Genomic DNA, 21,092 nt, shown 5'->3' on the forward strand with positions numbered 1-21,092 from the left:
TTGTAAAACAAAAGCCGGCCGGCAGTTTTATTCTGTAAATCGCGGTCAAGCCATATTTCCTTGCGCCGCAATATCGATACAGACAGGAGGAACCCCTAATGCAAAACATGACCGCATTGATTACCGGCGCCGCGTCCGGGATCGGCAAGGCTTGCGCCCAACGGATGGCTGAGGAAGGCTACAGCGTCGTCGTAGCGGATGTTGACCAGCCTGCAGCCGAACGGCTGGCGCGGGAATTGAACGCAAGCGGCCATACCGCGATCGCCGTCCGCATGGATGTGACGCGGGAAGACGAGGTGGAAGCCGGTTTTGACCGCATGATGAATACTTACGGCCGCTGCGATCTGGTTTTATCCAACGCAGGTATCCAGATCGTCCATCCCTTTGACGAATACACCTTTTCGGACTGGAAAAAGATGATGGCGGTTCACGCGGACGGCTCTTTTTTGGTGGCACGCGCCGCGTTTTGCCGCATGAAGCATACGGGCGGCCGCATCATGTTTACCGGCTCCGTGCAATCATTTGTCGGCTCCAAGCTGAAAGCGCCGTATAATTTTGCAAAGCACGGCGTGGTAGGCCTTGCAAAATCACTGGCCCGGGAGGGAGCGGAGTTCGGCATTTATGCATACGCCATTTGTCCCAGCTTCATCAAAACGCCGCTGGTGGAAAAGCAGCTACCCGAACAGGCTGCGGCACTTGGGATCAGCGAGGATGAGGTCGCCCAAAACATCATGCTGCGGGATACGGTGGACGGTGCGTTCACCACCGTGGAGGATGTTGCCGACGCGTTGGCCTATCTCGCCGGAGACTGCGGCGCGTTGACCGGCCAATCCCTGCGGCTGACACACGGATGGGCCATGCAGTAAAGGAGGATATCATTTGGAACAGCTTGCCATATACGGCACGGGAACGATCGGCGCATGTCAGGCGACCCTTATCATCGGGCACGGCCTGCCGTGTACCGTGATCGGGCATTCGGAGCAAGGACTTGCCCGGTGCCGTTCCGTTGTTGAACAAAACTGGGATGATTTGATCGCGCAGGGTCTTGCGACGGAGGAAAACAAGAGAGCCGCGCTTGCCCTGCTGCTGGTGACGAACGATCCCTCGGCGCTCCGGGGCCGCACCTTCATCTTCGAGGCGGTCGCGGAGGACACGGAGACCAAACGCAGCGTATACCAGACGATCGCGGCGTACGCGGAGCCAGAAGCAGTCATTGCATCCTGCACGTCCTCTATCGACGCGGATCTCTTGGCCGAGCAGGTCCCGCAGCCCCAACGCTTCGTGATCGCACACCCGTTTCAGCCCGTGCACATGCTGCCGCTGGTCGAGGTGGTACGGCACCGGCGCACAGCGGAGGACACGGTGACCCGCGCGAAGGCGGTCCTTGAATCGCTGCACCGTCAGGTGGTCGTGCTCGAACGCAGCGTGCCGGGCTTTCTGGTAAACCGCTTTGCGCAGGCGCTGTTCCGTGAAGCGCTCTATTTGATTGAGCGCGGCATTGCCACCGCCGCGGATATCGATCAGGCGGTGAAATACGCCGTCGGCATGCGGTATGCTTCGATCGGCCTGCTGGAGTATTTTGACGACGTCGGCTTTGAACTGGAAAGCACGATCGCAAAAAACGTATACCCCGATCTGTGCAGCAGTACGGCGCTGCAAGCGCCGGTGCTGAACGGCCTTGCATCCGGCAATAACGGTAAGGCCTCCGGAGCCGGCCTGTATGATTGGTCACAAAAAAACGAAGCGGATTACCGGCTTAGAAAGCAGAGCCCCTATTTTTACAGCGTCAAGGAATGGACCATGCCCAGCGCCCCCGGTCAAAATACTTTTTAGCGGCAACTAAAGTTTATAAACCATAAAGGGAGGTAACCAGATGAATACCCAGACCCGAATCACCGAAAAAAGCACAAAGAAGCTCAGCCGTAAGGCGTGGGGAACGCTGATTTGCCTTACAGTCTGCATATTGAGCATGGTGCTCCAAAACCTGATGCTGACCAGCATGGGCGCGGTTCGCATGCAGAAAATCACAACGCAGTCCGAGATCGGCTATACGCTATCCGGCACCTTATTCATTCCCAAAACCGCTTCACCGGAAAACCCGGCGCCCGCCGTTGTGCTGACGCATGGCTCGTGGCGTTCGCGCGAGGTCATGTCCTCCTACTCCATGGAGCTTTCCCGGCGCGGCTATGTTGTTTTTAGCTTTGACCAGTACGGGCACGGCGAATCCGGCAACACGCCGCTGACCGGCTATGATATGCGCCATGCGTTCCAATTTGTTTGCACCCTGCCCTATGTGGACACCGGCCGCATCGCCGCCACAGGCCATTCCTCGGCGGGCCGCTCGATCAACTATGCGTTTGACATGAATGCCAAAGCAGGCGGGCCGCAGTTTGCCGCGATCATTCCCGTTGACTTTGAACCGGACTACAAGGACGCGGACGGCAACTGGTACAACAAGTTTGGCAATGTCGATTACGGCGTTGTGGCCTCGAAGTACGACGACTGGTTCTTCAGTGTAAAGGATACGGACGGCACTTGGCTGAACGCGCCCAAGGATTACATCAAAACAGAAAACGCCCGTTCCTTCCTGAATTTTGGCGAGGACCCGTCCTCGCTGGCCGACGAGCCGGAATACGGCAAGATCTATACGCGCGAAATCGATGGTAAGGAAACGGCGCATGTGATCTATCAGTCCAATGAAATTCACCCTTGGAGCGTCCTTTCGCCCGAATCCTGCGGCCATGTGATCGAATTTCTCAATATGGTCATGCCCGCGTCCAACCCGTTGCCGGCCTCTGATCAGCACGGTATGCTGAAGGAAGTGATCTCGCTCGCCGGTCTGGCGGCGCTGATTCTTTTCGCCATCAATCTGACGCTGTTGCTCATTCGCCACGACTGGTTCGACGAACTCGCGGCCGAAGCACCGGCCGCGGCCGCGCCTTGCCCGTCTGGCGCGACCGGCAAGCTGATGTTTTTTGGCTTTATGCTGCTAGGCGGTCTGTTCGCCTACCTTTCCCTGTTCCCAGTTATGCGGCCGATCTATGAGATCGAACCGGCAAACCTGCCCGCGGTTCTTCCGCAGGGACAGACCCTATGCATCGGCGTATGGAGCGCGGTATGCGGCCTTTTCAACATTTTGATCATGGCGGCGGTGTACCATTTTTATCAAAAAAAGCAAGGCATGGATCTCAGGGCTTGCGGCATTGTCATGAGCGGCCGCAAATGGGTCAAAACGATCGCGCTGGCTCTCCTAATCGTGCTTGCCACCATGTTGGTCATTTTTGCGGCCGATTATTTCTGCGGCGCGGGCTTCGGCTTCTGGGTCGTGATGTTCAAGACGTTCCGCGCGGAAAAGGTTTTATGGATGCTCTTTGCGCTGCCGCTTTTCCTCCTGTTCTACATTCCGAACTCCATTTCGGTCAACTGCTTTAACTACAACAAAATAGGCGGCAAGGAGGGCGTGAATACGCTGATCAACGCGGCCGGCAATGTCTTTGTTCTGCTTATATTTGAGGCGGTGCAGTACGGTACGTTTGTCGCCACCGGCATTCCCTTCTGGTCGAAAACCAGTCTGGAACGCCAGATCGGCAGCTGGCTGATGGGCGTGGTCGTCATACTGTTCGTCACCCCCTTCATTGCGCGCAAGCTGTACAAGGAAACCAAAAATCCCTATCTCGGCGGTATCTTCAACGGCCTATTGGTCACGATCATGTCTGTCGCTTTTTCCGCGCAGTACTACTGATCTGCGGACATGAACGAAACCGCGTAAAATTGCGTTGGCAAAAACCAAAACGCTCGACTGAAACAAAATCCCGTTCCAATCAAAGGCTATCGAAAACTGCTGCAAAAAGGCCCGTCACCATCTGATATGCTCCCTCTATGAGAGACAGTGAAAAAGGAAACTGTCATCATGGAGGGAGCATATCAATGTGACGGGCTTTTTTTCAGGCTTCCATCAGCGCTGTAAAGCGGGCGGCGAGCGCCGCCGCGCTCGCCGCCCCGAGCAGGCTGTTTACCGCGCCTTCTGTTTGGAACAGGTCCATCAGCCGCCCCAGAACGTCAATCTGCATACTGGGATCGCAAATGGCCAGCATGACCAACAGGCGCACCGCGCCCTGCCGGTCGGGCTCGCCCATGAGGCAAAACGGGACCGGTTCGCGCAGCCGGCCGATGGCAATGGCCGACTGCTTGACATGCACGGCGTCCGTATGCGGAATGGCCACGAAGCAGTCATACAATTCCAGACCGGTCGAAAAGACCTGCTCCCGCTGGCAGACCGCGTTCGGATAGCTGGGATGGACGTAGCCCGCGTCAAGCAACGGTTTGGCGGTTGCAAGAATTGCCTGCCGCCGGTCCGCCGCGTCGATCCCGACGGTCACCAGCCCCGGCTCAAATATGATTTGATTCATCAGCAGCTTTGCTTCGGTTCCCATATGCTTCCCTCTTTCTTACGGCAAAACCGGGCGGATCTTTTATTTTCTTCACTATAGCACGCAGCCAGAACAAAGTAAAGAAAAACCAAAAATCAAAAGTAATAAAAATAGAAAACAAAAATGAACGTATATACCAAAGCAACTAGCAAGTATTATAAATAACCTCGTTTTTCTTGTCGAATATGCACGAATAATTGCGGTTTTCAACAAGTTTTCGCCCATTTTTTCCACACCAAGCATTGTCCTACCTGCTTGACACCGATTTGCATCGGTCGTATAATAATCAAAAACCAAAACATAAAACAAAGATATCAAAAGGAGGATGACAGCATGGCGACGGAAAGAGAAGGCTATATCCTTCAAAAGATACAAGAAGAAAAGCGTGTGAAGGTCGCGGAGCTTGCGGAAGCGCTCGATGTAACGCCGGAGACCATTCGCAAGGATCTGACCGAGCTGGAGGAACGGCGCCTTTTGCAGCGCGTGCACGGCGGGGCGGTGGCCTTATCCTATTTCAAATCCTCCGAACCGGCCTACGCAGACAGAAGCCAAGTGCAGATCGAAGCAAAACAGCGCATCGCCGCAGAGGTCGCGAAGGAGATACTGCCCGGAGAAACGCTGCTGATCGACAATGGATCGACCGTTTACGAACTGGCCAAGCTGCTGCGCGATATCCCGCAGTTGACCGTGATCACCCCGTCGATCAAAATTGCCATAGAGTTTTTGAAAAACCCCTCCTCCAAGGTATTGCTGCTGGGCGGCTGGCTGCGCACGACCGAGCCCTCCACCGTGGGCGACGTGACGCTGAATCAGCTCAAGGGGCTGCACGTGAATAAGACGATCCTTTCGGTCGCCGGGCTGTCGGCCGAACACGGCTTGACCGAGTATTTGGAGGAGGACGCGGCCATCAAGCGGCAGGCGCTGGCATGCGGTGAAAAAAACATCGTTCTGGCCGATCACACCAAGCTGGACGTTACGGCGCTTTTGACCGTCGCCCCCATCGACGAGATCGACGAGGTGTATGTGGACGGCGAGCCGGACGATCCCAAGCTATTTGCAATACGGGACAAGGGCGTTCATGTAGTCTGCGTACCGGCGGCGGAACAGCAAAAAAAATGAAACAACCATTTCTCCGCGCGGGAGATCAACGATACGGATGGGAGGGATAACCGACAGGAACGGGTAACGACAAAACTGAAATAAAGGAGGTAGGTGTTATGAAGCCAACGATTCTAGTGTGCTGTGCAAGCTCGATCGCGACATCGACCGTGATCGCCGTCAAGGTACGCGAAATCATGGAGGACAGAGGATTCGACGTAACGGTGGCGCAAAGCTCGTTCGCGGAAATGTCGTCCAAGGTCGAGATGGTGCATCCCTGTCTGATCATGGTCACCGGCGCGGTGACCGCGCCGGAGGGCATTCCGCTGCTGGTGGCAACGCCGTTTTTGACCGGTATTGGCAAGGACAAGGTGATCGAACAGATGTGTGAGATCGTTCAAAGCGCCTTGTCGGGCGGATAGGAGGAATTACGATGGATCAATTCCTAGCATTCGTAAAAGGCATTTCACAAGCGCTGCTGAACCTGAACTCCTTTGTGCTGGTGCCGCTTTTTCTGCTGCTGATGGCGCTGATCATGGGTGCGAGATTCAGCAAGGCCCTGCGCGCGGCGCTTACGGTGGGCGTGGGGTTTGTCGGCGTGGCAACGCTGACCGACCTATTTTTTACCGTGCTGGCCCCGGTGACGCAATCAATGGTGGAAAAATGGCAGCTATCGCTCAACGTGATCGACGTAGGCTGGGGGCCGTTTATGAGCGCGATCTGGGCGCTGCCCATGTCGCTGCTCATGCTGCCGCTGTTCGTCGTGCTCAACGTGGTACTGCTTCTGATCCATTTTACCGATACGCTGGATATCGACCTATGGAACTACGCGCTTTGTTTTTACGCGGGTATGTTCACCTATGTATCGACCGACCATAACATGGTGCTTGCCATATTGGCGTTTGCGGTGTGCGTTTGCATCATCCTCAAGCTGGCCGACCTGATCGCCCCGCGCACCGAGGAATTTTTCGGCCTGCCCGGCATCTCGTTCCCGCAGCTCGTATCCATCGCCTTTATGCCGATCGGCTGGGCGCTGGCCAAGCTGCTGGATAAGATACCCGCGTTTCGCAAGCTGGACGGCGATCCGGAATCGCTGCGCAAACGGTTTGGCATTTTCGGCGAGCCGATCTTCATGGGCTTTGTGATTGGATTGGCGATCTCGCTGCTCGCGGGTCAAGGCATCGGCGCTTCGCTGGGCGTTGGCATGACGATGGCGGGCGTCATGGTGCTGCTGCCGCGCATGGTCTCCGTGCTGGTCGAGGGCCTGAGTCCGCTCAGCGAAACCATACGTGAACGCTTTGAGAAATGGATGCCCGGCAGAAAGATCCGCATCGGCTTGGATACCGCGGTCATCATCGGCAATCCGTCCACGCTGGCGGCCAGTATCATGCTGGTGCCGGTGGCCCTGCTGCTGGCGGCGGTGCTGCCGTATAACCGGGTCATTCCGTTCGCAGATCTGGCGAGTATCGCGTTCGCGATCTGCCTGATTACGCCGTTTGTCAAGGGCAACGTGATCAAGCTGTTCATTATCGGCGCGCTGATCATCGCGTTCGTCATGCTGCCCATTTCCACCTTGGTCGCGCCCGAGATAACCGCGATCGTGCAGGAGGCGAACATGTTCAGCCTGCCGGAGGGCTTCGGCACCGCGAGCATGGTCACCTCGTTCGTGGACGGCGCCAACCCCATCAGCTTTGTTGTGTACCACATTTTCTCGCTATTTGCTTAAAACAGGAGGTGCAAGATGCAAAATTACCCCAATAGCTTTGATACGGCCACGGAGCAGGCGCTCAAAGAGCATGTGATGTTCGGCGGACCGTGGCGCGGGCCGCTGATCGTGCGCGGCGAAGGCGTTTACTGCTACGACCGGGACGGCAAGGCGTATTTGGATTTTGAATCGCAGGCATGGTCGCTGGCGCTGGGCTTTGGCAACAAGGAAGTGATGAACGCGGCGTTCGAGCAAGCGCAGTTTCTGTACCACATGAAGGGCGGCCTAAACACCTTCCCCCGCCTCAAGCTGGTCGATAAGATATTGAGTCTCGTGCCGGACGGCTTCGACCGCGTTTCGTTTGAGCCCAGCGGCTCGATCGCCAACGAAGCGGCCATGAAGATCGCCATGATCAACCAGCCGGACGCGCGGTATTTTATCAGCCTATACCATGCTTTCCACGGCAACACGCTGGCGACCTCGGCGGCGGGCTGGCACGCGACCAAGGCCAAGGGCACCTACGGCGGCGGTAAAAAGTACATTGGCTTTATGCAGAATTTCGTGCGCGTTCCAAACCCGTACTGCTATCGCTGCCCCTACGGCAAAGAGTGCGGCAGCTGCGATTACTTATGTGCGCGGGAACTGCGCAACACCATACAATACGGCGTATCCGGCCCGGTGGCGGCGGTCATTCTGGAGCCGGTGCAGGGCAGCGGCGGGCAGATTCCCTGTCCCCCCGGTTACCTCGCGCGCGTGCGGGAGATCTGCGACGAGTTTGGCACCCTGCTGATCTTCGACGAAATGCAAACCGGATTTGGCCGCTGCGGTACGATGTTCGCCATGGATCACTTCGGCGTTGTGCCCGATATCTTTACCATCGGCAAGGCCATGGGCAACGGCTTCCCGATTGCCGGCACAGTGATCAACAAAAAACTAAAGGGCTTTCAGGACGGAACGGACGATAATTTCACCTTCTGCAACAACCCGATGGCGCAAGCCGCCGCGCTCAAGACGATCGAGATCATGCTGCGCGACAAAGTGCCGGAGAACGCGAGGGCAATGGGCGAGGTGCTGACGAAGGGCCTGACCGAGCTGCAACAAAAATACCCGGTACTCGGCGATATACGCGGCCCGGGCCTACATATCGGCGTGGAGATTGTCAAGGACCCGGAAACCAAGGAGCCGGACGCGGCGCTGGCGGCGGCCATTTATGAAAATGGTCTGGCAAACGGCGTGATCATGGGCCTTGCGGGTTCCTCCCCCCATGTGATCAAGATCAAGCCTCCGCTGATCATTACGGCACAGCAATGCGCATCCTTCTTGGAACGCTTTGAGCGATCGCTTCAGCAGGCGACGCAGAAATCATAAGGAGAGATTTGAAGATGCAGAGGAACGGAAAATCAAAAAACACAGGTTGCTGTGTGCAGATTTCCTCCGTGGTGTGTGGCAATACCCAAAGTTCATCTGTATCAACAATCTGTGTTTGTTTCAGTATAGCATGAAGCCGCAAGGCTTACAACAAAAAAAGATGGTCACGCCGCGACTTCTTCCGCGGCGTGACCATCTTTTTTGTTGTTATTCCTACGTTAGGCTATGGCTTATTCAGGTGAACAGGAACTTATTTCGGCATGTGTTTATTGGCCACGCACAGCAGCGCAAGCACCACGGCCAAGCCGCCCAGTATCCAGAACAGGAGCGGGGAAAAAAGCTCTGGAATCGAAACATACACATTATGCGCCCCAGCCACCAGCACAGGCACCAGCGCGGGCAGGCAGATCTGCAAGGGCGAGGCATAGAAACCGCCCCAGCGGCGGCGGGATCTCTTCGCCGATTCCTCAGACATCCGCACCTGCTCGTAATCGATACCGACCGAAGCGCCGGCAAGGAACTGCGACGCAAGGCACACCGCGCTGATCGCCGCTAACAGACCGATATAGATATGCGACGCGCGATCCAGCCCAAACAGCAGCAGCATAAAGGCCACCAGCGGACACAGCAGGTACCAAATGCGCAGGCCGACCACATACCGCTGCACCTTTTTTGCGGGCTCCGCCGGTTTGGATGTGACGGCAACCTCGGTTTTCATTCGCGCGAGCGTTTCGCGGCAATCCGGGCAGTTTTGCAAATGCTCCTCTACCAGCGCCGCCGTTTCCGGGCTGACAAGGTCTTCCGCGTAGAGCGAAAGCAGATCGCCCGTTACCTTACAATTCAGCTGACTCATATGAAACCCTCCAATCGTTTCAGTAGTTCGTTTTTCTGGCGCATAAAGGTCACGCGGCACCATGTTTCGCTTTTGCCCAGCACCTCGCCGATCTCGGCGAACGATTTTTCGCCGACAAGACGCAGGGCGAGCAAGCTTCGCTTTGGTTCGTCTAAGGATTCTATGAAACGCATCACCTCGCGCGCCGCTTCGCGGTCGCACACCGTTTGCTCGATATAAACGGTGCAGGCCGGGTCTTCGGCTTGCTCCGCCGTATACTGGCGCTTACCGATTAGCCGCAGGCATTCGTTCCGCGTGATGGTATACAGCCAAGTTTTCACCGAGCTGTCGCCCCGAAAGCCGTCCTCGGCGCGCAGCGCCCGCACGAAAGCGTTTTGCACGCCGTCCTCAGCTTCGGCGGAGCTGCCGCACAGCAGCAGCGCGTAGCGGTACAGCGGTTGGTAATACAACCGGTACAGCGCTTCAAAGTCCAATCTTCCCCGCAAGGCGGCCACCTCCTTTTCTCTTTTGCTTATTAGACCCGGCAAAACCCGGGCGCGTTACAAAAAAAAGAGGCCGGATGGCCTCTTTTTATTTATCCCACTTAATTGCTTTATCGTCCACTTTTATCTGCGGATAGCTCTTTCCATCTACACTAGCATTCTGCACAGTTCCTTTTCCTTGACCGGTTTTAGCAATTTCCCATTTTTTATGGGCGTTTTGCTGAAGCTCATATGCAATAATATTCTTCGTTTGATTTTCATCTTTCGAATCAATCTTATTAAACACATAAATGTTCATTGTAGAACTCTTATCTGGCCAAGAAACACGAAAATCAAAATCATCATCCGTCAGACCTAGCGCCTTTTGAATTTCCTTGCGCACATCTGGTCCAAAGTTGGGCCCAGTCGAATCTAATTGCACTCTATTGCTTTTCCTAGTGCCATTTTCATTGTAGAAATAGCCTTTTACCGTGTCTAATTCCATAATTTTTTCAGGTTCCCGATTGATCAAGGAAACACTGTTTGCTCCATGGATGGGGCAGCTTACCACGCCGCTTGTCGGATTATATCCATATATCCTGCCTGACGAACATAGCTTTTCCAGCTCACCCACCGTAGCTGCAATGATAGCCAACCCAGCTTCTTCACTTTCCACTTTGGTGCCTATTAATTTTTCATAGGTGATAGCATGCTGCGCCGAAGTCTGGTTTGCCAGACAGGTGGCCGCTCTCGCCTTTTCCAACGACGAAGTAAATACCGGGATGGCGATCGCGACCAATACGCCAATGATCGCCACAACGATCAACAGCTCGGCCAGTGTGAAGCCTTTGCGTTTGCGCATCGCTATCCCCCCTTACTTATGATACGAATGGTATATATAATTATTATAGCAAAGCCCTGCGGTAACCGCAAGCGCATGCGCGTTTTTTCACCCCCCGCCGCGCCGCGGCATAGCATGGGTTAGCCGTGCACCCTTTTGTGTTCGGCAATCTACAAGCGAGGGCTGAATCCATGATGAATGAATCTTATTACTCGCTGCCCGAACTGCCCGAGGGCGGGCAGGCACGGGTGCGCGCTTTGCATTTAACGGGCGGCATGCGCCGCCGCCTGCAAGACCTTGGTCTGGTGGCGGGCACGCCGGTCACCTGTTTACAGCGCGCGGCCTCCGGCGACCCAACAGCGTATCTGATCCGCGGCGCGGTGATCGCCCTGCGGCAAACAGATGCTGAACAGGTCGAAATGGGGGTGGAGGACGCTTGAACGCCTCTACCAAAACGCCCGTAATCGCGCTGGCCGGTAACCCGAACGTTGGTAAGTCGACCGTTTTTAATTCATTGACCGGAAGTCACCAACACACAGGGAATTGGGCTGGCAAGACGGTGGTAAACGCGCACGGCTCGATGCGGTGCGGCGGCGAACGGCTTACCTTAGTCGATCTGCCCGGTACTTATTCCCTACGCGCCCGCTCGGAAGAGGAACGCGCCGCGCGCGATTTTCTTGTCAGCGGCGAACCGGACTGCACCGTGCTCGTGGCGGACGCCACCTGTCTGGAGCGCAACCTTATCCTTGTTTTGCAAGTGCTGGAAGTGACGCAAAACGTCGTTCTGTGCCTGAACCTAATGGATGAAGCGCGAAAAAAAGGCATCCAAATAGACGTACACGCGCTTCGGAACGAACTTGGCATACCCGTTATCCCCTGCGCGGCGCGGCGTGGGCAGGGCTTGCCGCAGCTACAACGGGCGGTGTGCCGCGCGCTGAGCGAGGGTGCGCCGGAAACCGTCGCCAACATCCGTTATCCGCGCCTGTTGGAGCAGGCCGCCACGGCGACCGGCTTACCGCGCGGCGCGGCGTTTGAGCGCCTGCTGGAAGCTCCGCCGGAGGGCATGACTGCCACCGAGGTAGACGACATGCTGACCGCCTCCGCCGCGCTGCGCGCGGAAGAGATCGCCATGACCTGCGTACGAATTTCGCCCGCCGCCTACGAGCGCGACCGCCGCATCGACCGCGTGCTGCTCAGCCGCCGTTTCGGCGTGCCGCTGATGCTGCTTTTGCTCGCCGTTGTATTTTATATTACGCTGTTTGGCGCAAACATTCCCTCCGCGTGGTTGGGCGACCATTTACTTGCCCTGACCGAGCCGATCGCCGGTGCGCTGGCGGCCATTGGTCTGCCGCCTTTTATCGTTTCGCTGCTGGCGGATGGCGCGTGGCGCGTACTCGCCACCGTGGTATCCGTCATGCTGCCGCCTATGGCGATCTTCTTCCCCCTGTTTACCCTGCTGGAAGATGCGGGTTATCTCCCCCGCGTAGCCTTTCAGCTTGACCACGCCTTTCGCCGCGCGCATGCCTGCGGCAAGCAAAGTCTATCCATGTGCATGGGGCGAATAAGTTTGCAAATAGCGGCGCGGCATTCATGCAGTATAGAAAAGGATTGTTGCGAGCAAAAGCAACGATCCTTTTCCGTATATTGGCTTCTGTCCTTCGCTGTCTTCTTAATGACGAAAGAATCAGTCACCCCGTGTTTGCCACCCACAATAAAACGGTTGCAACGGTCTTATATGGATTAGGCCACTTCTGAAATATTGGGCCGGGTGCCGCGCCATCCTCCATAACATTCCATTACATTTTTAGGAATTCGGTTATGAATGGCCTGCTTATTATTTTCTATCTGATATAATGGAAAATAATTGAGAGGATGGTAATTATGCCGAACACCATTGCAGACCGAAATACTGGACATACTTTTAAAGACTACTTAAAACGCGCAGTCAATCCTATGCTCATTCTGCTTTTTTTATCTCAGCGCCCCATGTATGCTTACGAATTGGAGCATAAATTAGCCGCATATAACTATTCTGGATCTATTCCATATCAGGTTTTAGAGCGTTTAGAAAAGCAAGGATACGTGGTTAGAACTACACGCACTCGTTCCAAAGAAAACCGAGTGCGGCAATACTATTCCATCACCCCCAGCGGCCTTGAGCATCTGCACTACCTTGAGCAAGAATATGACCGTTTGATCGCTGCAATCAACTTGATCTTAGCAAGCAAGTAACAAAGGGCACACTGGAAGACGGCGGTACGGTTAACGTGTCCCCTTGTCTTTCTATTTCTTATCGTATCGCTTTTTTATTTCACGCAAGAATCGCCTTGTTTTTCCAGTTCCTCTTCTGTTACCTCCATTCTGGAATTTTGGATCCCTTGCGACTCGAGATATCGTTTCAAGTCTGCTTTCATTTTTTCCGAAAATCCTTTTTTCTTTTCGGTCAAGCCTTGTTTCTTGCCTTTCATTTATCTCTCCTTCGTTTATTCGATTATAGTCCGTCCCTATAGCCCTGTCAACGAACGCTGAAATTGCATTCAACCCCAGCGACCCATCTGCCCGTCCCGCTTTGGGGGACGGGCTTTGTTATGCCTTGCTTTGCGCGCTGCGCGCCCAGCGCCAGCGCGCCTGCGGCAGGATTGCCCACATATTGCATCAGTGATTTTAAAAGCGTATCCCGTTTCTTTTTTTCTTCATGCTCTCGTCTGCTTGCCATTGCTTCCTCCCTTCCAAAAAAGGGGGCGGAAACGCCCCAATGTTATTAAGATAAGGGAAACGCATAGTAAAAAACAAGGAATTCACCGAGCTAGTAGGGCGCGAGAAGGTAAATTGGCCGAAGGCCAAGAGAAGCTGGTCTGGACCACGCCCTCGGCGCGCCGTCTCGAAGGGACGTAACACTTCATGAGAAACCATGTCCCTTCGCTCGGCCGTATCGGCCTGTTTGATGCTCTCACTTATCCCGGTGCTTCGCTCTCGGCGCGCCGAGGGCGTCGCGCCCTACTTTTTCTGTGTTTGCGTTACCTTTTTGTCTTGCCTTTTTATCCTTTAGTAATAATTGCCGTTATAGGTACCTTGTCCATAGACGGAGCCGACCGGGATGCCGAGCATCTGCGCGATCTCCGGCGTGGCGCCGCGCGTGCCCATTCCCTGCCACAGATTCATGTAGTAGCTTTTCATCGCCATTTGCTGGTCGTAATCCATGGCCTGCTGGCTTTGATCGAACTGCTTGTCGCGGTAGGCGTTATCGCTTTGGTACTGCTGGTAGCCGAGCGTCGGCACGCCGCCCATGCTGCCGGTCAGGCTGCCGTAATTGAGCAGATAATTCTTCTGCGAATCAAGCGCCGCCTGCTGCTGCGCCAGATAGGCCTGCGCCGCCTGCGCCTGCTGCAAGGCGATATTCGCCGCGTTGTCCGCGTATTTAAGATCGGCGGTAAGGCGTACATTTTGCTGCGCATCCTGATTGGCCGCGAGCGCTTTTTGACGCGCCAATTCGGTATTTGACAGCGTGTTCTGATAGGCGTTTTGCTGCTGGGCCATGGTGGATTCCGCCGCGCCCTGCCCGCTCACGCCGACCGCCGACAACTGGCCCGGCAGCTGCTTCTGCGCCTGCATATACTTGATATAGGCTTGCCGCGCGGCTTCATCGTAATTCTGGTTGATACCGGGGATCTGCTGCTGCAAGGACGAGACCCCGCTATTGATCGCGGCGTCCCGCGCGGCCTGCGCGCGGGCCTCGGCCTCGTCGTAGCCGCTGCCGATGGATTCGGCAAAGCTTTTGTCATACGGCTGTTCCACCGTATAGCCGCCCGACCAAGTGCCGGTATGGTCATCATAGCTTTTGCCAAGCTTGGTGTTTGCCTCCACCGCTACCTGATGCCAGTATTCCTTTCTGGCCGGGTCGCTTTCCAGTTTCCAGTTGTTCGCGGCGTTTTGCGCCGTCTGCGCATAGCGGTTGTAATCCGCCTGCGAGATCGTGCCGTCGCCCGCGTTCGTCACATTGCCGTAGCTATGAGAACCGCCGGAGGACGAACCCTTGTTCCCGCCCGTGCTCTGCGAACTGCCGGAGGACGGCTTTTTCTTCTTGATCGTATTAGCGGCGGCCGAAGCCGCCGCGTTCAGCATGGTGCCAAAGGCCGCGCCGAAAGCACTCATTTCGCGTCATCCCCCTCCGCCTTATCCAACATGCCAAGGCGGTCGAGCACGACCGCGCCCATTTCCCGCGTCATCGGCGCGCGGGGCGCCATACCGTCCATCACGCTCGTGCGTTTGGCCTTATCCCACGCGGAGCGCGCCCACGTGCTCGGCTGGTCACCGCTGCCCGCGATATAATCCGCCAGTGCCTCTTCGATCATCCGGCGTACTTCTTGCTTTGTCATTTGATCCTCCTCCCAAAACTCTTTTACTTCCGCCCAAGGAAACCGGTCGCCCGGACAATCGGTCTCGCTGACGTCGCGGTGGCGCAACAGCTTTAGCCTGCCGTAGCGCCCTTCTAACTCGCGCAGCAGGGCTTTCAGGCTGTCGAGCTGCGCCCGTGGCATGGTCTCGGTCATGTACGCGCCTTCGCAACACACGCCGATCGACCAGTCATTTGCCCCGATGGCGTGCGCGCCCAGCGACCATTCCGGCCTGCCGCGATAAACGCCGCCGTCCTTGCGGATGTAATAATGATAGCCGATGCCGTTCCAGCCCCGGCCCAAATGCCATTCGTTTACCTCGGTTACCGATGCGCGCGAGGCCTCCGCGTGATGCAAAATGATCGCTTCGGTCTTGCTGCGCGCGGTAAACACGCCCCGGTGCGGCAGATCGCTTTCTATAATCTTCATGCCTCGCCGTCGCCCCCCTTATCGCCTTTCTGTTGCATGGCTTCCAGCGCGCGGCGCAAGGCTTCGGGATAGCGCACCCCCATCAGCCCCAGATTTTCCAGCAGCGAAAGCCCTTCGTTGCCCACAAAAAACAGGACCACCATGGTGCGGAACACGCCCGCGTCCGTCGCGCGGTCGAGCATGACGCCCAGCCAAACCAGCAGCAGCACCATGCACTTTCTGCAAATGCCTTTAAAGCACGCGCGGGAATCCAGCGCGCCGTTTTCCGACTTGCCGGAGCGCTGCCAAACCGCAGCCACCAGCAGGCCCGTGATATAGTCCGCGGCCATCAGGCCGACCAGCACTTGCAGCGCCGTGTCCCACCCGCCAAAGCACTTTGCCATTACGCCGCCAACCACCGCCAACGCGCCCAACACCGCGTGCTTCATGCGAATCATCGTTTCCATTTTTCTCTTCCTTTCTTTTACTCCACCGGACGGAACCCGCCCGCGTGGTCGATTATGTAAACCTCGGTCAGGCCGTCGGTGATCATGCCCTCCATCGGGATGATGCGTTCAAACTCGGGCGCTACCGTCACCGGTTCGGAAAACTGCCAAATGGCGGGCGTGTTTTTGCACACCATGACATGGTAGGAATCATCCTGCCAAAGCTTCCAAGTGAGAAAGCCGTCCTCCAGCGTCACATAATAAAACAGGTGAAAATAGTCCACCAGCGTTCCGCCGATGTCCACCCGGACCAGCTCCGGTTCGTTTGCAAGGCCGAGCGGAAAATTGCCGATTATCATCTATCCTTTCACCTCATTTCAGCAGCGTCACGGCGATGGGCAGATCGACCGGAGGCTTGACCCCGTCCGCCGTGAGCGTGAGCGAGCCCGCCGCCTGATTGGTCAAATAAAGCGCCGCGCGCCGGGCCGCGTTGCGCTGGGCAAAGGTCGCGTTTGGGGATACGCCCGCAAGACCGTTGCCCTGATCGGTCAGCCCCGGCACAGCGACAGACTGTGCAAACGGCCCGTTGCCGATCCAGCCATCGGCCCGCAATGTCACCGTAACCGATTCAATGGTAACGCCCGGCCCCATCGGCCCTTGCGGGCCGGCGTCGCCCTTTTCGCCTTTTTCACCCGTCCGGCCGCGCGGGATGGAGAAATCCAGCACGGCCTCCGCCGCGCTGCCACTGTTAAACACGGTGGCGTCCGCGCCCGGCTCGCCCGTCGCCACCGTGCCGACGTGCACGCTGGCCGCGCTGCCCGCCGGTCCCTGAATGCCCTGTATGCCTTGCGGCCCGGCCTCGCCGCGCGGGCCTGTATCTCCCTTGGGGCCTTTTGGCCCGGTTTCGCCCGGGTCGCCCTTGGGCCCGGCATCGCCCGTATCGCCCTTGGGCCCCGCCGGGCCTTTGGGGCCGGTTTCGCCCTTTGGGCCCTGCGGGCCCGTGGGCCCAGCCGCGCCGGTCGGGCCGGGGTCGCCCTTTTCGCCTTTTTCGCCCTGCGGCCCGGCGGGGCCGGTCAGCCCTTGCTCGCCCTGCGGCCCTTCCGCGCCCGGCTCGCCCTGCGGGCCGGGTTCGCCCTGTCCACCTTGCATGCCCTGTACGCCCTGCGGCCCGCGCGGCCCTTCCGGGCCTTGCAGCGCGCCGATCGACTGCCACGCAAGGTTGGCGTCGCTCCAAATATATAATTCGCCGCCCGCCGAGACCTGATAAGCACCGCCCGCGCCGTTTGGAAACGCCGCTTGTAACGCAGCCAGCGTGGGGTACACATCCTTGATTTCAAAGGAGCGTCCATCCAGCCCCCGGTCGCCCTTGGCGCCCTGCATGCCCTGCGGCCCCTGTGGGCCCGCGGGTCCTGTTGCGCCCTGCGTACCGCGCGGCCCCTGCATACCGGCCGGACCTTGCGGCCCGGCTTCTCCTGCGGGACCGGGCACGCCGGGATCGCCCTTTTCCCCCTTGGGACCTTCCGGCCCGATGGGGCCGAGCGGACCCTGAATGCCCTGCGGCCCGGCCGGGCCGACCGGGCCTTCCGCACCCGCTAACCCGCGCGGTCCGGCTTCGCCGGGGTCGCCCTTGGCGCCTTTGGCGCCGGTCGGGCCTTGCGGGCCGATCTCACCCGAGGGCCCGGTCTCGCCGCGCGGCCCCTCCACGCCCTGCGGGCCGCGCGGGCCTGACGGGCCTTGGTCGCCCGCTACGCCGCGCGGGCCGGGGTCGCCCTTGGGGCCCGCCACGCCCTGCGCGCCTTGCGGTCCCGCAGGGCCTGCCGTGCCCTGTACTCCCTGCGGGCCTTGCGGCCCGCGCACATAGACCGGCGCGGGCACAGCGCCGCTTTCTCCTGTGGAAAAGCTCATCAGCCCCGTGTCCTGATCGACATGCGGGATGATCGCGCTGCCGGTATCGCCTTTTTCGCCCTTTTCGCCGCGCGCGCCTTGTATGCCCTCCGGCCCCCGCTTGCCTTGGTCGCCCTTGATGCCATGCACGACCGTTGTGCTCAGTTCGGGCCAATCCTCTAACTCGCAGTCCTTAAACTGCAGCCAAGTCCGCTGGGGCATGCCCTTTAGGTTCGCATCCAAGATCGCATGGCCGGAAGAGCCCGTGGCCTGCCACGTCGCCCCGTCGCTCGACGTTTCCAGCCGGTTGCCTAGGCCGATGCGCAAATAATTAACGCCGACGCCGTGTGCCTTGACGCGTTGATCCAGCGCCTGCTGTACGCTTTTCCCCTCCGCCGTGCCGATCTGCTGCGCGCCCGCGTTGCCCGCCAGATCGTCGATCGCGCCGTTCATCTGCGCCGCGAGCAGCGTCGGCAGGCGGTCGAATTTCTGTTTGTTTGCCTGCGCGGAATCGCGCATCGTGTCCGGGCAGGCCGCCACCGCGTTTTGCCGTAGCTGTTCCTCTGTGATCTTGCGGTCTGTCAAACTCATGCCGCATATGCCTCCTTACTTATTGTAATTTCCCACCGTGTACCGCTTGATGATACCGTAAATACCAAACCCTTCGCTTACGCCGTCGTTTTCAATCAGCAGCTGCATGGTCAGATACTTTTTGCGCTTTACGTTAAAAGGGATGACCTGTGGCGCGTCGTTTCCGTTAAAGGTGATGCGCTCAAAGTCGATATCCTCCCAGCTGAACAGGTCCATCGTGCCCGAACGGATCACGCGGCCCACGTCGCGGTCGGTGCGCGCGTATATCTTCGCGCCCGATCGCGCGTACGGCTTGATCATCACGCCCGAACCGCGCTTAACCATGGTCTTTTTGCGCATGAAATCACCGTCGTCGTCCGATTTGGTCGCCCAGCGCGCCACGATGGCCGCGCCGTCGTCCGCATAGCGCGCGGTATCCTCGCGGTCGGTGTAAAAGCGGCATATCCTGCCGTTTGCCGTGCCGAAATACAGGCTGCCGTTCACCTCCAAAAAGCAAACGGCGGGCACGCCCTCCCAGTAATAGCACTCGTACACAAAATCGCCGTAGGATTGGGGCTTGTAGGTCTTGTTCTGCCGCCCATCCAGCACATAACAGCGCGAATCGACACACAGGATGTAATAGCCGTTCCATACCGCGCACACCGCGTTTTGCAGGTCATGCTCCCGCGTCAGACGTGCGTCTACATAGTAGGAGCGGTTCTGCACCTGCCGCATGGCCGTGATGTTCGAGGCGGTCAGCGCGTACACGCCGGTGCGCGACAGAAAGAGAGGCTCGTCCACCAGATAGCCGAACGATCCCACCGCTACCGCGCCCACGCCGGCCACGCCCGCGCGCACCGGAAACAGCACGCCCGTGTCGGTCATGGTATAGCCGCGCAGATAGATCGTCGCGTCCTGCCGGTTGTCCTCCTTGACGATCGCCAGATCGTCCCCCATCCGGCAGTAGCCCATAATGCGCGTGCCGTCCGCCCCGATGCGGCTGTAGGACAGGTCGGGGAAATAGGTCGGATCGCCGGTCTCGCAGTGCCAGTCCGTCGAGGGATGATCCGGGTTGCCGCTTAAAAACACGCGGTCGCTCCCGCCCCCGCCGTAAACGACCGAAAGCGTGCATTTATTGATGCGTTCGGCGTAGCCGTCCACCGGCTTGCGGAAGGTGATCTCCACATTGGGCACGCCGGTCACGGGCGGGGCGGGCGGGGCCTCGTTAAAATTCACGCGCCCCGCGTTCCCGTCCAGCGAATACCGGTCCGCGCCCCATACGCCGCCGTTCACCTTGATCTCTTCCACGGCCTGCACGCCGGTCGCGTCTAGCTGAAAGGCCTTGGCCGCGCCGTCCCCCAAAAAGGTATTGCGCCGCTTGGGGCTTAGCAGGTTGACCGCGTCGTAGCTCTGCCCGCCGCCTGCGGGCTTTGCCGCTATGGTGGTGGTCGGCACATAGGCGTCCGCGTCCACGCGGCGCACGGCGCTGCCGTCGTAGCACAGGTATTCGCCGCCGGTCAGCACCCACAGCTTGTCGTTCATCACAAAGCTGCTGCCGCGTTTGTTCGCCAGCCCGTCGCAAAGCTGCGTCAGGCCGCTGTCCGTCCACTGGTAAAGCTTGGTGCCGCCGTGACACAGGAATACCTCCCGCCCCTTTAAAACGCCGCGGTACAGGCCGTTCACCGGCGCTTCACAGGTAAGGACGGTGCGCCAGCCCGGCCTTTTCTCCGGGTTGCCGCCCGCGTCCGATATCAGATTGACCGTACCGTCCGCCCCGCGTTTTTCATCGATTTGCGTCGGATCGGTCGATAGGTCCACGCCCTTGAAGCCCGCGTAGACCCTTGTGTACTTTTTCGGGCTGTCCGGCGCCCCGAATGTTGCCGCCATATGTTCCCCTCTCCTTTATATCAGCTCCAGCCGGTCCGCGTCGTAAATCCGCCGCCCGTGCCGCGCGGCATGCCGCGCGCGGCAAGCTCGCTTCGCCGCACATGGTACTGGTTTAAATAGTGCGTTGCCAGCGAAATGTCCTCCTCCCCGTAAATACGGGATGCCATGTAGACCGGCACCAGATCGAGCGCCTCCGGCGCAAGAGAAAAAGTCTGTCCTTCGGGCGTGTCCGCGCGCACCTCTTCCGGGTAGGCCTCATACGAAAGCAGATACGCGCCGCTTTCCCGGCCCGGCAGCACGATCACCGCGCCGCCCTCCAGCCGGTACTCATCCACGCTTTCATAGCGGTCCCCGTCTTCAAAGGCGAGCCGGTCGTCTATCAGGCGCATAAAATCAGGCGCCAGCTCGCGCAGGTCGTATTTTTTAAGCCCCGCGACCTGCTGCGCAAGGCGCAGCACCCGCACGATCGGCACGACCGTGGCCAGATCGCGTAGCGCGTAGTTCGCGGCGTCGATCATTTCGTTTGCAAAATCGGCCACATCCTCGCTCGTCAGTGCAACCACCGCCCCGCCGTCCGTTCGCGAAAACATCAGCCCCAGCGCCTCAAGCTTGATGTCCTTCCATGTTTTCACTCTACAAAACCCCTTTTCAATTAGTAATTAGGAATTAGGAGTTAGGAATTATGGAAGCCGCCATAGGCGGCCATTTTAATTTTCTGCACCCCGTTCTTTCAATTACTAATTACTC

23 protein-coding genes are annotated in these 21,092 nt (G+C 58.0%); 10 read left to right on the plus strand and 13 right to left on the minus strand.

The window, feature by feature from the left end; translation table 11 throughout:
- Positions 1-98 precede the first annotated feature (98 nt).
- Genes NE562_RS07690 through NE562_RS07700 form a run of 3 tightly spaced genes read left to right on the plus strand, consistent with a single transcriptional unit; the run spans position 99 to position 3,742 of the window.
- Positions 99-866, plus strand: coding sequence for a 3-hydroxybutyrate dehydrogenase (locus NE562_RS07690; RefSeq protein ID WP_280961822.1), 768 nt, complete (start codon positions 99-101; stop codon positions 864-866).
- Between the two features lie 13 nt (positions 867-879).
- Positions 880-1,833 carry a 3-hydroxyacyl-CoA dehydrogenase family protein gene (locus NE562_RS07695; protein ID WP_280961823.1) on the plus strand — a complete coding sequence of 318 codons (954 nt, stop codon included), beginning with the start codon at positions 880-882 and terminating at the stop codon, positions 1,831-1,833.
- Positions 1,834-1,873: 40 nt separating this feature from the next.
- A complete protein-coding gene (locus NE562_RS07700; protein WP_280961824.1) occupies positions 1,874-3,742 on the plus strand; it encodes an alpha/beta hydrolase in 1,869 nt (622 codons plus the stop codon).
- A gap of 202 nt (positions 3,743-3,944) precedes the next feature.
- On the opposite strand, the gene NE562_RS07705 is transcribed toward NE562_RS07700, so the two are convergent.
- Positions 3,945-4,433, minus strand: a complete 489-nt coding sequence (locus NE562_RS07705) for a PTS sugar transporter subunit IIA (protein WP_280961825.1) — start codon at positions 4,431-4,433, stop codon at positions 3,945-3,947.
- 330 nt (positions 4,434-4,763) lie between these two features.
- On the opposite strand from NE562_RS07705, the gene NE562_RS07710 reads away from it, so the two are divergent.
- From NE562_RS07710 to NE562_RS07725, 4 genes are all read left to right on the plus strand, one after another.
- Positions 4,764-5,549: a DeoR/GlpR family DNA-binding transcription regulator gene (locus tag NE562_RS07710; protein WP_280961826.1), complete on the plus strand. Its 786-nt coding sequence runs from the start codon at positions 4,764-4,766 to the stop codon at positions 5,547-5,549.
- A 98-nt stretch (positions 5,550-5,647) separates the two neighbouring features.
- A complete protein-coding gene (locus NE562_RS07715) occupies positions 5,648-5,950 on the plus strand; it encodes a PTS sugar transporter subunit IIB (RefSeq protein WP_280961827.1) in 303 nt (100 codons plus the stop codon).
- An 11-nt stretch (positions 5,951-5,961) separates the two neighbouring features.
- On the plus strand, positions 5,962-7,254 hold the full coding sequence (locus NE562_RS07720; RefSeq protein ID WP_280961828.1) for a PTS transporter subunit IIC: 1,293 nt from the start codon (positions 5,962-5,964) through the stop codon (positions 7,252-7,254).
- 15 nt (positions 7,255-7,269) lie between these two features.
- Entirely contained in the window at positions 7,270-8,601 is a 1,332-nt protein-coding gene (locus tag NE562_RS07725) for an aspartate aminotransferase family protein (RefSeq protein ID WP_280961829.1), read from the plus strand.
- 250 nt (positions 8,602-8,851) lie between these two features.
- Here the strand turns inward: NE562_RS07725 and NE562_RS07730 are convergent, their stop codons facing one another.
- The 3 genes from NE562_RS07730 to NE562_RS07740 all read right to left on the minus strand — a co-directional run bounded on the left by NE562_RS07730 (position 8,852) and on the right by NE562_RS07740 (position 10,777).
- Positions 8,852-9,454, minus strand: coding sequence for a zf-HC2 domain-containing protein (locus NE562_RS07730; RefSeq protein WP_280961830.1), 603 nt, complete (start codon positions 9,452-9,454; stop codon positions 8,852-8,854).
- Complete coding sequence (locus NE562_RS07735; RefSeq protein WP_280961831.1) at positions 9,451-9,939, minus strand: RNA polymerase sigma factor; 489 nt, start codon at positions 9,937-9,939, stop codon at positions 9,451-9,453. Before NE562_RS07735 ends, NE562_RS07730 begins: the two co-directional genes overlap by 4 nt.
- 85 nt (positions 9,940-10,024) lie before the next feature.
- Entirely contained in the window at positions 10,025-10,777 is a 753-nt protein-coding gene (locus tag NE562_RS07740; protein ID WP_280961832.1) for a type IV pilin protein, read from the minus strand.
- Positions 10,778-10,947: 170 nt separating this feature from the next.
- On the opposite strand from NE562_RS07740, the gene NE562_RS07745 reads away from it, so the two are divergent.
- The 3 genes from NE562_RS07745 to NE562_RS07755 all read left to right on the plus strand — a co-directional run bounded on the left by NE562_RS07745 (position 10,948) and on the right by NE562_RS07755 (position 12,988).
- Complete coding sequence (locus NE562_RS07745) at positions 10,948-11,196, plus strand: FeoA family protein (RefSeq protein ID WP_419195998.1); 249 nt, start codon at positions 10,948-10,950, stop codon at positions 11,194-11,196.
- Entirely contained in the window at positions 11,193-12,500 is a 1,308-nt protein-coding gene (locus NE562_RS07750) for a ferrous iron transporter B (protein ID WP_280961833.1), read from the plus strand. Before NE562_RS07745 ends, NE562_RS07750 begins: the two co-directional genes overlap by 4 nt.
- Positions 12,501-12,637: 137 nt before the next feature.
- Positions 12,638-12,988, plus strand: coding sequence for a PadR family transcriptional regulator (locus NE562_RS07755; protein ID WP_280961834.1), 351 nt, complete (start codon positions 12,638-12,640; stop codon positions 12,986-12,988).
- Between the two features lie 74 nt (positions 12,989-13,062).
- Here NE562_RS07755 and NE562_RS07760 read toward each other — a convergent pair whose 3' ends face one another.
- From NE562_RS07760 to NE562_RS07800, 9 genes are all read right to left on the minus strand, one after another.
- A complete protein-coding gene (locus NE562_RS07760; RefSeq protein ID WP_280961835.1) occupies positions 13,063-13,224 on the minus strand; it encodes a hypothetical protein in 162 nt (53 codons plus the stop codon).
- A 47-nt stretch (positions 13,225-13,271) separates the two neighbouring features.
- Positions 13,272-13,472 carry a hypothetical protein gene (locus NE562_RS07765; protein WP_280961836.1) on the minus strand — a complete coding sequence of 67 codons (201 nt, stop codon included), beginning with the start codon at positions 13,470-13,472 and terminating at the stop codon, positions 13,272-13,274.
- Between the two features lie 329 nt (positions 13,473-13,801).
- Positions 13,802-14,908: a hypothetical protein gene (locus NE562_RS07770; RefSeq protein WP_280961837.1), complete on the minus strand. Its 1,107-nt coding sequence runs from the start codon at positions 14,906-14,908 to the stop codon at positions 13,802-13,804.
- Complete coding sequence (locus NE562_RS07775; RefSeq protein WP_280961838.1) at positions 14,905-15,579, minus strand: N-acetylmuramoyl-L-alanine amidase; 675 nt, start codon at positions 15,577-15,579, stop codon at positions 14,905-14,907. The genes NE562_RS07770 and NE562_RS07775 overlap by 4 nt, the downstream gene beginning before the upstream one ends.
- Complete coding sequence (locus NE562_RS07780; RefSeq protein WP_280961839.1) at positions 15,576-16,025, minus strand: phage holin family protein; 450 nt, start codon at positions 16,023-16,025, stop codon at positions 15,576-15,578. The genes NE562_RS07775 and NE562_RS07780 overlap by 4 nt, the downstream gene beginning before the upstream one ends.
- Before the next feature lie 17 nt (positions 16,026-16,042).
- Positions 16,043-16,363 (minus strand): hypothetical protein, encoded by a 321-nt coding sequence (locus tag NE562_RS07785; RefSeq protein ID WP_280961840.1) that lies wholly within the window; start codon positions 16,361-16,363, stop codon positions 16,043-16,045.
- 13 nt (positions 16,364-16,376) lie between these two features.
- Positions 16,377-18,479, minus strand: coding sequence for a hypothetical protein (locus tag NE562_RS07790; RefSeq protein ID WP_280961841.1), 2,103 nt, complete (start codon positions 18,477-18,479; stop codon positions 16,377-16,379).
- 15 nt (positions 18,480-18,494) lie between these two features.
- A complete protein-coding gene (locus NE562_RS07795; protein WP_280961842.1) occupies positions 18,495-20,345 on the minus strand; it encodes a DUF2460 domain-containing protein in 1,851 nt (616 codons plus the stop codon).
- 20 nt (positions 20,346-20,365) lie between these two features.
- On the minus strand, positions 20,366-20,977 hold the full coding sequence (locus NE562_RS07800; RefSeq protein WP_280961843.1) for a hypothetical protein: 612 nt from the start codon (positions 20,975-20,977) through the stop codon (positions 20,366-20,368).
- Positions 20,978-21,092: the final 115 nt, after the last annotated feature.

The organism is Butyricicoccus faecihominis (assembly GCF_024462775.1).
Taxonomy (GTDB): Bacteria; Bacillota; Clostridia; order Oscillospirales; family Butyricicoccaceae; genus Agathobaculum; species Agathobaculum faecihominis_A.